We start from the raw sequence: 12,798 nt of genomic DNA on the forward strand, positions 1-12,798 counted from the left end.
CCCCCGAATCACGGGAAACCGCTTGCTACAGACCGTTGTTCAGGAAGTCGATGACGGACCGCTCGAAGGCGTCCTTGCGCTCCACCATGACCCAGTGACCGCAGCGGGCGAAGGTGCGCAGGTCCGCGTTCGGCAGCTGCCGGGCCGCGAAGAGCGAGCCCTCCACCGGGGTGACCCGGTCGTCGCGACCCCACAGGATCAGCACTTCCTGCCTGATCCCCTTCAACCGCGCCCACAGCGGAACCGGTTCGGCCAGCTTCGGGTTGTAGAACGTCGCGTAGGCGTCGCGCAGGGCGGCCTGGCCCTTGGGGTCGGCCGCGGCCTTCAGCCGCTTGGCCACCAGTTCCTCGGTGAGGGTCGCCGGGTTGGAGACCATGGCCCGCAGGAAACCCATGGCCTTCTCGTCGGAGGGGGCGGCGTTGAACTCCATGAGCCGCGTGATGCCCTCGGACGGTTCGGGTCCGAGCACGTTCACGCCGACCCCGCCCGGCGCCATGAGCACCACGCGATCGACGCGACCCGGGTGCTCGAGCGCGAGCAGGGTCGCGACCGTGCCGCCCATGGAATTGCCGAGTACGTGCGCCTTTTCGATGCCCAGCTCGTCGAGCAGACCGATCACCGCGTCGGCGGCGATACGCAGGTAGTTGCGCTCGTACACCTCGGGGCGGCCGCTCTCGCCGAAGCCCGGCTGATCCAGGATCAGGCAGCGGAAGTGCTGCGCCAGCACCGGCAGGTTGTCACCGAAATTGGCCCAGCCGGACACGCCCGCGCCGGAGCCGTGCAGCAGCACCAGCGCCGGGCCCTCGCCCGCCTCGTGATAGCGGAGCTTGTGGCCGTCGACCGTCACCCATCGAGCGGTGTTCTCCGCTGTCAGCGTCATCAGAGCATCCGATCCGCGACCTCGAGGCCCATGGCGCCCTTGCCGTACATGGCCAGTGCCCGCTCCACATCGTTGATCACGTGCACACTGCCGGCGTGCGCGTCACGCCAGTTGCGCTCGATGATGTTCGGCTGGCGGATGGCGTGGCCGCCGGAGTTCTTGAACAGCAGGTCGATCGCCTCGAGCGCGCGCTCGGTGCCGCGCACCTGATCGCGGCGGGTGGCCAGGCGCAGCTCGAACGGGATCTCCTCACCGGCCTGCGCGTAGCGCAGTTGCTCGCCCATATTGCGCTCCATCTGGAGTACTGCGGCATCGATTTCCGAAGCGGCACGGGCGATCCGGACGTGGGCGAAGGGATCCTCGGAGACCTTCTGGCCGCCGTAGGACAGCCGCACGCGCTCGCGCTGACGCTCGATGTGCGCGTCGTACGCGCCCTGGGCCGCGCCGATGATCGGGGCGGTGATGGTATTGGAGAACAGCGCGCCGAACGAGATCTTGTACAGCGGATTGGTGTTCACCTGCTGGCCGGGGCCGATCAGGTTGGCCTGATCCGCGGCCGAGTAGGCGCGGTAGCCCGGCACGAACGCCTTCTCGATGACGATGTCGTTGGACCCGGTGCCCGCCAGGCCCGACACGTTCCAGGTGTCCTCGATACGGTAATCGGTGCGCGGCACCAGGACCGTGTAGTAGTCCATGCCGGTGGCGGTCGGCACCAGCGCGCCCAGGAACACCCACTGGCCGTGATCGCAGCCGGAGGAGAACTGCCAGCGGCCCGACAGCTCGTAGCCGCCGTCGACCACGGTCAGCTTGCCGGTCGGCGCGTAGGAGGACGACACCAGGGTGTCGGCGTTCTCGGCCCACACGTCCTGCTGAGCCTGGTCCTCGAACAGGGCCAGCTGCCACGGGTGCGCGCCCAGCACCGAGGACACCCAGGCGGTGGACGGGCAGACGGTGGCGATGGTGCGGATCACCTCGTAGAAGGCGACCGGGGACTCCTCCATGCCGCCGAAGCGGGCCGGCTGGAGCATACGGAACACTCCGGCCTCGGTGAGCTCGGCAATGCTGGCGTCGGGGACCCGCCGCTGCTCCTCGGCCTGAACCGCGCGTTCCCGGATCGCGGGCAGCAGATCGCGGACCCGATCGAGCACCTTGTTAGTCATGCGGGCGTTCCTCCTCGTGCCAGAGTTTCCTGCCCTCGAAGCTATGGCCAACACGCTGTTTCGAACCGAAATAGTCCCAATGATCGGAATCCAGGTTCCGCTGGATACGGACCCGGGCCGGGACTGGCTACTTGTGCGCGTACTCCCAGGTGATGTCCTCGTCGAGGGCCTTGCGGATATTGCGTTCCAGGTCCGGGTTCCAGTCCTGCGGCTGGGCGACCGCGATCCAGCCGTCCAGGGGCAGGTCGCCATAGCGGTGACCATGACCGGACGGGACGCCCTGGGCGTTGGCCAGGTCGGCGCTGATCTGCCAGAAGGTGACGATCGGCCACCAGCGGATGGATTTGGAGACGTCCGCGCCGCGCGGCTCCTTCAGCCAATCCGGTTTGCTGAACAGCAGATCCGGCGACCACCAGACGATCGGGTCGGAGGCGTGCTGCAGGTAGACCACGCGCGGCTCGTACCAGGGCCGGTCCGGGCGGGCCAGATCCGGTGCGGTGGCGGCGAAGCGGACGATCAGGCCGTCGGCGTAGATGGGCAGGATCTCCGGCGTCCCGGGATCGCGACGATGCTCGATCTGGCTCCAGATCCGGTTGGAGTTGGGCGGGCCGACCCACAGCACGCCGTCCACCAGCGTGCGGATGTCGTCGAGTCCGGTGAAGGCGCCCTCGGAACCCTGCGAGCCCAGACTCTCCCCGTACACCAGCAGTTTCGGCCGCTGTCCCGGCGGCAACTGCGCCCAGCGCTCGTGGACGGCGTGGATCACCGCCTTCCCCGAGTCGGTGGACTTCTGCCGGTCGGACAGGAACGACAGCACGCTGGGCAGATACGAGTATTGGGAGGCGGCGATGGCGCTGTCACCGCCGTACATGTACTCGATGGCGGCGGCGGTGGTGGAGTCCACCCAGCCGGTGCCCGTGGTGGTGACCACGACCAGCACCTTGCGTTCGAAGGCGCGGGTGCGATCCAGCTCCTTCACCACCAGATCGGCGATGTCGTCCTGCGTCTTCGCCGAGTCCAGGCCCGCGTACACCCGAATCGGTTCGCGCGCGGGCCTTCCCGTGACCTGGGCGATCCGGTCGGCGGATGGCGCGGTGGAGACGAACCAGCGGCCCTCCGATCCCAGCGTGTCCCAGGGCGCCAATGACTGTGGGCTGCCGGACCTTTCGGGCAGCTGCGGCTGGACGGCGCTCGGCGAGGTCGTGCCGTTCCGCAGGCTGAATGCCGAATTCGCCACGGAGAAGAAGGCTTTCGCCAGCACACCTTGAAACAGCAGCACCGCGATCACCGCGACCACGATCACCGCGCTCGGGTAGGCGATATCGCGCGGCACCCGCCATTCGATGTTCAGCAGCCGCACGATCAGCCGGATCTGCCACCGCACCAGGCGATACGCCACGATCACCAGCGCCAGGGTCACCGCCGCCACCAGTTCGGCGCGCAGATAACTGGAGGTCGTGGTGGGCGTCATCCCCATCAGCACCTCCAGGTCGCGCTGCCAGCGCGCCGACCGGGCCAGCACCAGGGCCGCGCCGAGGATGGTCCCGACCAGGATCACGGCCTTGCCGACCGCTCGCGCCGTCTCGGTCGGATGCCACAGCTTGGCCAGACCCTCGGCCGATTCCGGCAGGCGCGGCCGCACCCACTTCTTGAAGGCCCATTCGAGCACGCAGCCCACGGCGTATCCGATGGCCGCGCTGATCCCGCACACCAGGCCCTCGAACAGCCAGGTACGCGGCAGCAACGAGGGCGATACCGCCCAGAGGAAGAAGATCCAGGCCACCACCAGGCCGGGATAGCTCGGATTGACGGCCCGTTCCGCCCGATCCATGAACGCCCATACGCGTGACAGCAGCGACTTCCCGCGATCGGCGCCCGCACCCTCGGCCGTCTCGCCGGGCTCGGTCGTGTCGCCCGATTCGGTTGCCGCGCAGGGCTTGATCGCTTCCGCCGCGCTGGGCTCGATCGCTGTGCTGGGCTCGGTCACGCCGGCGCGGCCGACCGTCCCATCGTGCTCGCCGCCCCGCTGATCTTCCGCCGTCATGCCCCCGAGTCTGGTCGCCCGGGCGCGCCCGACCGGCCGCGACACGCGCGGGGACCCGCGCCGGCACCGCCGGGACGACCGGGGGCTCAGGCCGGTGGTCCGGCGGTGCCGGCTATCCGAGATCGCCTCACCGGGTAAATGAGGCCGCACGAACCTTGGGCGGGTTCACGCGTGGACGCCGCAATCCCCGCGTTGATCGTCCACGCGGAAAAACACTAGGGCGCAAGGGAAGCGATGTGAAACAGCTATTCCTCAGCCATTCACAAGGGCGGGTTGTCAATCACAGGTGCAGCGGCAGCGTGCAGTCCTGGAAATCGGGTCGTTCCAGGCAGGAGACCAGGTCGGGGTTGGCGTCGCGGACCTCGCGGGCGATGGTCACGAACGAGCGCACCAGCGAGGTCTCGCGGTCGGCCCGCCAGCCCACCGTCACCTCGTTGCGCGGGGCGTCGGCAATCGGCAGCAACCGGACCCGGGGAAAGGGCATCCACCGCGCCGACGCCACCGTCAGCACGACACCCACGCCCACCGCGACCTTGTGCAGCTCCTCGAGCAGCGAACTCGACCGGGACACCACGGGGGCGGGCCGGCCGTCGCGGTGATCGTGCAACTCCCAGAAGGCATTCCACTCGGGATCGGTGGTGGCCGCCCCGAGCAGCGGCTCGTCGAGCAGGTCCCGCACCCGCAGTTCGGGCAGTTCGGCCAGCCGGTGCGTGACGGGCACCACCGCCACCAGCGGTTCGGCGAACAGCGGCTCGAAGCGGATTCCGTCCGCGCGGAACGGGAGTCGCACGAAGGCCACGTCGACGGTCCCGTTCTCCAGTCCGGCCGCGGGCTCCTCGTAGGTGAACTGCCGCATGTCGACCGTCACCCCGGGGTGCCGTTCGCGGAAGGCCGCGAGAATCGGCTCGGTGAGCGTGAGCGCCGCGCCCTCCAGGTACCCGAGGATCAGCCGGTCCGATTCCCGCCGCTGCGCCACCCGCGCCTGCTCGGCCGCCACTTCCAGTGTGGTCAAGGCGCTTCGGACCCCTTCCAGCAGCGCCATCCCCGCCGCGGTGAGCTCGACGCTGCGCGTGGTGCGGGTGAACAGCACCAGATCGAGCGCCTTCTCCAGCTGCCGGATCTGCGCGCTCAGCCCCTGCTGCGCCACATGCAACCGCTGCGCGGCGCGCGTGAAGCTCAGCTCCTCCGCCACCGCCACGAAGTACCGCAGCTGCCGCGTGTGAGTTTCCATAGCGAGCGAGTCTAGAACCTGTTCTCATTGTCGAAACGACCATCGGCCACGGCAACCGGCCGGATCCGGCGGCGCTCCCGCCGCCGGATCGATCGCGTGGGCGGCTATGCGCGGCGGGCGGCGGCGGTGCCGGCGCGGCGGCCGAAGAAGGTGCCGTCGCCGAGGGAGGTGCCGGAGATGTAGCCGAAACCGTGCAGCCCGTTGGCGGCGCGGCCGGCGGCGTAGAGACCGGAGATGGGGCGGCCGTCGAGGTCGAGCACGTGGCCGTCGAGGTCGGTGTGCAGGCCGCCCAGGGTGAAGACCGAGGCGCCGGTGCCGCGGCGGTCACCCGCTTCCGACGGCGGGCGCATGCCGGCCTTGACGTCGATGGCGGCGAACGGCGGAGTCAGTTCGCGCAGCCAGCGCGGCGACTTGTGGTGGTCGGGATCGCTTCCCTGCCGGGCGAATTCGTTGTAGCGGGCGATGGCCGCGGTGAGCGAGCCCGCCGGGAGACCGGTCAGCTCTTCGAGTTCGGCGGGGGTCTCGGCGACGTGGGTGGGCCGCACGCCCCAGCGCTGCGGCGCGGGGACGTCCTCGAAACCCTCCTCGTCGACGACGACCCAGACCGCGGTGTCGTCGCCCGCCCAGCTGCCGCCCATGTTCTGGCGGTAGAGCGCGTGCTGGCCGATGCGGCCGGGATAGGTGTCCTCGTTGATGAAGCGCCGGCCCAGGGCATTGACCGCCAGGCCGCGCGCGGCCAGCCCGGGAATCAGCGACATGCCGACCTGACCGGCGGACATGTGCCGCACGGCCGCGCCCAGGGCCTGGGCCATGCGGATGCCGGACCCGTCGTCGGTGCCCGCGCTGACCTTGGTGTGGCCCAGCAGCTGCGGCGCGTGCCCGGCGAGCATGGCGTCGTTGTCGACGAATCCGCCAGTGGTGAGCACGATTCCACGCCGGGCGCGAATGGTGATCTCCTTGCCGTACTGCCGCGCGACCGCTCCCACCACGACGCCGTCGCCGTCCACGACGAGGCTGCCGACGTGGGTGTCGAACAGCGCGGTAGCGCCGGCGGATTCGGCCGCGGCGGCCAGGCACTCCATCAGCAGCTTGCCGCCGAAGTCGTTGGCGGCGGGCCGGTGCCCGCGCGGGGCCGGGAAGGCCAATTCGGTGAAGGGCCAGCTGTTCTCGCCCAGCCACATGAGCCCGTCGTCGGTGGGCGGCACCCAGGTGGGGGCGTCCCACATGGTCGGCTTGAACGGCACGCCGCGGTCGACGAGCCAGTGGAAGTGCTCGACGCTGCCCGCGCAGTACTCGTCGATCTTGGCCGCGTCTGCGCCCGCGCCGAGCGCCGCCTTCAGGAAGGCGGCCATGGCCTCGGGGGTGTCGTCGAAGCCGCAGGCCACCTGGATCGGGGTGCCGCCGCCGAGGTAGATCTCGCCGCCCGACATGGCCGACGCGCCGCCCGCCCCGCCGGACCGGTCCACCACCAGCACCCGCGCGCCCGCGTGGGCGGCCTCGAAGGCCGCCGAGGCGCCGGCCGCGCCGTACCCGACGACCAGCACATCGGTCTCGAGGTCGTAGTGGCTCACCTCGCCGGCCGCCCGCGGCGTGACCGGATTTCGCACTGTCATGCCTCGACGGTGCCCGCTCCGACGGCCGTCACTTAGCGCCCCATCTTGCTGAGCGATTCACCGATCCCGTTGACCGGGACTGTGAGCCGTCACCAACCGCCGCACTGGGGATGGTGTGTGAACGGCGTCACTGTGGTTGGGGATGCCTGCACGAGGAGGAGAGTCAATGCGGATTCTGGTCACCGGGGTCACCGAGCCGAGCGGCCGTGCCGTGGCGCGCATGCTGCTGGCGGCCGGCCACGAGGTGGTCGGTCTGGACCGGCAGCGGCACCGCTACGTGGACCCGCGGGTCGAGGTGGTCGTCGGCGATCTGTCCGACGCCCAGGTCTGCGCGCGGGCCGTGGCCGGTGTCGACGCGATCGTGCACCTGGCGGGTCCGGCGGTGGCGGCGATCGCCCAGGCCGCCAAGGAATCCGGTGTACGCCTCGTGGTTCCCGTTGCGGCGGGCGGTGATTCGCGCGTCGAGAAGATCGTGACCGGCTCCGGCGCGGACGCCCTCATCGTGCGCACCGCGCTGGTGGCGGGCCGTCGCATCGACCGGGGCAGCTGGCGCGCGCTGGAGAGCCTGACCGGTGGCGGAAAGGGCAGCATCCAGGTGCTGCACTACGACGACCTGGAGCGCTTCCTGGTGCTGGCGGCGCTGTCGCAGCGCGGCGGCGTGGTCGAGCTGGCCGCGCCCGGCAATGTGTCGAGCGCCGAGGTGAAGCGCATTCTCGCCGACGCGGGCGTGAAATACAGTGCGTGGCTGCCGAAGTCGTCGGTGTCGCAGACCCCGGTGGACGCGAGCGCGGCCCGCGAGGACTGGGGCTTCCGCTACGGCTGGACCGCCGCCGAGGTGATCGCCGACGTCGCGCGCGGCCTGCACGGCCGCAAGAGCGGCGGCTCCGGCATCCGTGATCGCCGCGGCGCGATCCCGCTGCCCACCCACGTGGTGCCCCAGAACGCCCCGACCTCCGACGGCTACGCGCTGAAATCGGCTGCGCCCGAGGGCCTGCAGGGCGAGTTCGACGATATGGTCGACGACCGCATCCCGGTCTACACGGCCACCAATACCTCCGAGGCGCTGCCCGGCCCGCTCACCCCGCTGACCATCGACCTGCAGGCCGGCGCCATCCGGCTCGGCAACGAGGCCATGGGCCACATGATCGCGATCGAGGGAATCGCGCTGGAGCACTGGGTGTCCCGGGTGACCAGCGTGCTCGGCCACAGCGTGTACATCAACGCCTCGATCGGCGTCTTCTCCGCGCAGAACATGCCCGGCTGGGACGAGGAGAGCGTGCGCCGCGACGTCTACGGAACCATCGGCGATGTCGAGCTGCACCCCAAGGGCCGCCCGGCCATGCCGACCGGTATGGCCGCTCGCGCGGGCACCTTCAAGGCCATGGGCCGGGTCGCCTCGACCGCAATGAAATACAGCAAGACCGCCGAGCACATCAATGCCGCCTCACACGCGGAAGCGCTGACCCGCGACGAGATCTCGGAGCTCACCGACGAGCAGCTGCACGCCCGCGCCCTGCTGTGGCGCGACCGCCTCAACCAGGCGTGGCAGGCGGCCTCCATCGGCGTCATGATGACCGGTGCGGCGACCGCCGCCCACAAGGGCGAGGTCAAGATCGATCTGAACCGCCTGGAGTCGGCCAAGACCATGCTGGCCGTGGAGCGGCTGGCGGCCCTGTGCCGCAAAGACGCCGGACTGCAGGCGCTGGCCAAGACCGGTGACGTGGGCGCGGCCCGCGAGAAGTCGCCGGAGTTCTCGCAGGCCCTCGACCAGGAGCTGGCCCGGATCGGCCATCGCGGGCCGGGCGAGTGCGAGCTCGTCAACGCCACCTTCGGCGACCGTCCCGAACTGCTGGTGACCGCCGCCGGCCGCGCCGCGGAAATGCCCGCGCCGCACCGCGAATCGGTGCCGGAGCCGACCAGTCGCACCGCCAGGATGGCCGTCGGCGCGACCGTCTACCGCGAGCGCGCCCGCGACGCCGTCGTGCGGGTCACCCACTGCCTGCGCCTGGCCACCCAGGAGCGCGCCGCGCGCCTGGTGCACGCGGGCAAGCTCACCGAGATCGAGGATTCGGCGTTCCTGAACCTCGACGAAATCCTTTGGGCCCCGGCCGATCTGAAGGATCGGGTGGCCCGCCGCCGCGCCGAGCGCACCCGCTTCCAGGCCATCCGCATGCCCGACGTGGTCAACGGCCCGTGGGAGCCGGAGGAGATCTCCGGCGCCATCGCGGTCGGCGACACCCTCTCCGGCCTGGGGGTGAGCCCCGGCGTGGTGGAGGGCACCGTCAAGCGGGTGCTGACCCTCGACGACGACATCGAGCCGGGAGACATCCTGGTGGCCTCGGTGACCGACACCGGCCACACCGCCATGTTCGCGTACGCGGGCGCGGTGGTGACCGATATCGGCGGCGCGGCCTCGCACGCCGCCATCGTGGCCCGCGAGTTCGGCGTCCCCTGTGTCGTCGACACCAAGATCGCCAGCACGGCGCTCCAGGACGGCCAGCGCGTCCGGGTCGACGGCGCCGCCGGAACCATCACGCTGCTGGCCGACGCGGAATAGCCCGGCCGGCAACCGCACCGTGCCTCGGGCGCTCCCGCGCTCGCGCCCGAGGCACGGTGGGTCATGCCCGGACCCGCGAGCCCCAGGAACCGCCTGGGCGCCGGGGGCCGCGCTTCAAGCCCGGACCGGGACACCCCACCCCTGGTCCGTGATCGAAAGGAAACCCCTAGTGACGATCTCGCGCGCCGTACGCGGCACTCTCACCGGTGTAGCCGCCGCGCTCATCGCCATCACGCCGATCGCCGTCACGCCGGCGGTCGCCGCGCCGGTCCCGGTGCTGCAGACGCCCAAGGGCGCCTCGCTGAACCTGCCGTCCGCGCCGAACGCCCGCGATCTGAGCGGCATCCCGACCCAGGGCGGCGGGGGCAAGGTCATGGACGGTTCGGTCTTCCGCTCCGACGCGCTGAACAAGCTCAGCGACGCCGAACAGCAGCAGCTGGTGTCGGCCGGCATCGCCGAGATCATCGACTTCCGCAGCCCGACCGAGCGCGGTCAGAACCCGGACAAGCTGCCGGCCTCCATCCCGGTGAAGTCGATGCCGGTCTACGACCCGAACAACGACTTCTACCTGTTCTTCGCCAAGGCCGTGCAGGGCGGCCCGACCGTGCAGCAGGAGCTGCTCGGTGACGGCAAGGGCCACCAGTACATGGTCGACTACTACAAGTGGCTGGTCACCGACGCGACCTCGCGCTCGCAGTTCAGCGCCGCGCTGAAAGAGATCGCGAACGCCAACGGCCCGGTCCTGTACCACTGCACCGCCGGTAAGGACCGCACCGGCTGGATGTCGGCCATCCTGCTGAGCGCCCTGGGCGCGCCGAAGGGTCAGATCTACAACGACTACCTGGCCTCGAACGACAACCTGGCCGCGTCCAACAAGGCCACCCTGGACGGCCTGGTCGCCAAGGGCCTGGTGACCGACCCGTCGCTGTTCGAGCCGGTGCTCGGCGTGGATCGTGACTACCTGGACTCCTCCTTCGACGCCGTCCAGCAGACCTACGGTTCCTTCGACAACTTCCTGTCGCAGGGCCTGGGCATCGACGGCGCGACCGTCGCGACCCTGAAGTCCAAGCTGGTCGGTAGGTAAGCAGTTCCGGGATGCCGGCGCCGTGTGGGACGGCGTCGGCATTCGCATGTCCGCCCCATGTCCGCTTCACATTCGCGATCGACATGCGAAAATTCGCATGGTGCACGAGATCTGGCAGCTGGACGGGCGGCGCACCCGCTCGGTGAGCGCGGAGAACCCCACCGGCGAGGCCGGCGGGGGCGGGCGCGCCATCTCCGGGACCGGGGCCTTCGCCGCGGCGGGGCTGGGCCGCGGGTGGAAGGTGTCGCCCTCGATCGATCTGTCACCGGGCGAAACCGCCACGCTCGCCGACCTTTCCGGACCCGGGGTGATCCGGCACCTCTGGCTCACCACCGATCGTGCCCTGCTGCGCGACTTCACCCTCCAGATGCATTGGGACGATTCGCCCGAACCGGCCATCGCGGTGCCGCTCGGCGACTTCTTCTGCAACGGCTGGGATCACTTGGCGCTCATCAACTCCGCCATGGTGGTGGTCGCGCCCGCCGGCGGGCTGAACAGCTACTGGCCCATGCCCTTCCGCAGCCGCGCCCGCGTCACCCTGCACAACGGGTCCGAGCGCGCCGCGCCGGTGTACTACCAGATCACCTATCTGGAAGAGGAGTTACCCGGCGCCACCGGGTATCTGCACGCCCGGTGGCGCTGCTCCGATCCGCTGGGCACCCCGGCGGAGCATCCGATCGTCGAGATCGACGGCGGCCCCGGGCGGTATGCCGGAACGTATCTGGCCGTGCAGCCGCGGGCGGCGGGCTGGTGGGGCGAGGGCGAGCTGAAGTTCTATCTCGACGACGACACCGAATTCCCGACTCTGTGCGGCACCGGCACAGAGGACTATTTCGGCGGGGCCTGGAATTTCGACCTCGACGGCGCTTATCGACCCTACTCCACCCCCTATCTGGGCATGCCGCAGGTGCTGCCCCCGCATCGAATCTACGAACCGCACCAGCGATTCGGCATGTACCGCTGGCACATTCCCGACCCCATCTGTTTCGAGTCGGGGCTACGCGCCACCGTGCAGGCGCTGGGCTGGCGCGAGGATGGCCATTACCTACCGCTGGACCAGGCGCAGGTGGCCTCGACGGCCTTCTGGTATCACGTACTCCCCTGATCCCCCCGGGGGCGCTCCGTAACGATTGCGGGAAAACAGAAAGATTGCGATTGCTATTGCGTAAAACCCGTCGAGCGGGTGGCACGCGGGTGCATGGTTATTGCTATGCGCGCCTTGGTGGTCGAGAAGCCCGGACAGTTCTCGGTCGAATCCGTACCCGATCCCGCACCCGGCGCCGGTGAGGTGGTGATCCGGGTGGACGCGGTCGGGATATGCGGAACCGATATCCATATCGTGGAGGGTGAATTCCCGCCCACGCCCTATCCGATCGTGCCTGGCCACGAATTCGCCGGGGAGGTGGTGGCTCTCGGCGCGGACGCGGCCGGGGTGCGGACCGGTGACCGGGTGGCGGTGGATCCGTCGCTGTTCTGCGGGCGCTGCCACTACTGCGCGATCGGGCGCGGCAATCTCTGCGAGAACTGGGGCGCCATCGGCGATACCGTCGACGGCGCCATGGCCGAGTACGTGAAAGTGCCCGCCGCCAACTGTTATCGGCTGCCCGGGCATGTTCCGTCCGCGCACGGCGCACTGGTGGAACCACTCTCGTGCGCGGTGCACGGATTCGATGTGCTGCCACGGCGACTCGGCTCGCACTATCTGATCTACGGCGCGGGCACCATGGGCCTGCTCATGCTGCAGCTGGCCATCGCGGCGGGCGCGGCGTCGGTGTCGATGGTGGACACCAATGCCGACCGGCTGGCCATCGCGCGCACGCTCGGCGCGGACGCGGCCACCGTGTCCGCCGACGATATGGACCGGCCCGAGGGCTGGGAGATCGTGATCGATTGCAGCGGAACGGTGGCCGCGATCGAGGACGGGCTGTCCCGGGTGCGGCGCGGCGGCACCTATCAGCAGTTCGGGGTGGCCCCGGCGGCGGCGCGGGCGAGCATCTCGCCGTTCCGCGTCTACAACGACGAGATCACCATCGTCGGCTCGATGGCCGTGCTGCACAGTTTCGGGCGGGCCGTGGACCTGCTGGGCGAGGGCGTCATCGACGCGGACACCGTGATCACCCATGACTTCGCGCTCGACGAATTCGGCGACGCCCTGCGGACCTTCCGCGCGGGCACCGGTCGCAAAATCCAGCTGCACCCCGGACGGGCGGCACGATAGAGGGTGGGGAC

General features: G+C 70.0%; 9 protein-coding genes. 4 read left to right on the forward strand and 5 right to left on the reverse strand.

The features are described 5' to 3' along the window. Nucleotides 1-25: 25 nt before the first annotated feature. From ON33_RS18350 to ON33_RS18370, 5 genes are all read right to left on the reverse strand, one after another. The gene (locus ON33_RS18350; protein WP_051152431.1) at nt 26-880 is read right to left on the reverse strand and encodes an alpha/beta fold hydrolase; all 855 of its coding nucleotides are present in this window, start codon (nt 878-880) and stop codon (nt 26-28) included. Next, nucleotides 880-2,040 carry a 3-hydroxy-9,10-secoandrosta-1,3,5(10)-triene-9,17-dione monooxygenase oxygenase subunit gene (gene hsaA / locus ON33_RS18355; protein ID WP_040860160.1) on the reverse strand — a complete coding sequence of 387 codons (1,161 nt, stop codon included), beginning with the start codon at nt 2,038-2,040 and terminating at the stop codon, nt 880-882. Before hsaA ends, ON33_RS18350 begins: the two co-directional genes overlap by 1 nt. A gap of 127 nt (nt 2,041-2,167) precedes the next feature. Further along, on the reverse strand, nt 2,168-3,871 hold the full coding sequence (locus ON33_RS18360) for an alpha/beta hydrolase (protein ID WP_051152522.1): 1,704 nt from the start codon (nt 3,869-3,871) through the stop codon (nt 2,168-2,170). A 493-nt stretch (nt 3,872-4,364) separates the two neighbouring features. Beyond that, on the reverse strand, nt 4,365-5,315 hold the full coding sequence (locus tag ON33_RS18365; RefSeq protein WP_040860161.1) for a LysR family transcriptional regulator: 951 nt from the start codon (nt 5,313-5,315) through the stop codon (nt 4,365-4,367). 104 nt (nt 5,316-5,419) lie between these two features. Continuing rightward, nucleotides 5,420-6,928 (reverse strand): FAD-dependent oxidoreductase, encoded by a 1,509-nt coding sequence (locus ON33_RS18370; protein ID WP_040860162.1) that lies wholly within the window; start codon nt 6,926-6,928, stop codon nt 5,420-5,422. A 166-nt stretch (nt 6,929-7,094) separates the two neighbouring features. Between ON33_RS18370 and ON33_RS44035 the strand changes: the two genes are divergently transcribed. From ON33_RS44035 to ON33_RS18390, 4 genes are all read left to right on the forward strand, one after another. Beyond that, the gene (locus ON33_RS44035; protein ID WP_040860163.1) at nt 7,095-9,485 is read left to right on the forward strand and encodes a PEP-utilizing enzyme; all 2,391 of its coding nucleotides are present in this window, start codon (nt 7,095-7,097) and stop codon (nt 9,483-9,485) included. Nucleotides 9,486-9,654: 169 nt separating this feature from the next. Continuing rightward, the gene (locus ON33_RS18380; protein ID WP_051152432.1) at nt 9,655-10,569 is read left to right on the forward strand and encodes a tyrosine-protein phosphatase; all 915 of its coding nucleotides are present in this window, start codon (nt 9,655-9,657) and stop codon (nt 10,567-10,569) included. 100 nt (nt 10,570-10,669) lie between these two features. Then, nucleotides 10,670-11,674, forward strand: a complete 1,005-nt coding sequence (locus ON33_RS18385) for a glycoside hydrolase family 172 protein (RefSeq protein WP_040860563.1) — start codon at nt 10,670-10,672, stop codon at nt 11,672-11,674. A 105-nt stretch (nt 11,675-11,779) separates the two neighbouring features. Next, nucleotides 11,780-12,787 carry a zinc-dependent alcohol dehydrogenase family protein gene (locus tag ON33_RS18390; RefSeq protein ID WP_040860164.1) on the forward strand — a complete coding sequence of 336 codons (1,008 nt, stop codon included), beginning with the start codon at nt 11,780-11,782 and terminating at the stop codon, nt 12,785-12,787. Nucleotides 12,788-12,798 lie beyond the last annotated feature (11 nt).

It is taken from the genome of Nocardia niigatensis NBRC 100131 (genome assembly GCF_000308655.1).
Lineage (GTDB): Bacteria > Actinomycetota > Actinomycetes > Mycobacteriales > Mycobacteriaceae > Nocardia > Nocardia niigatensis.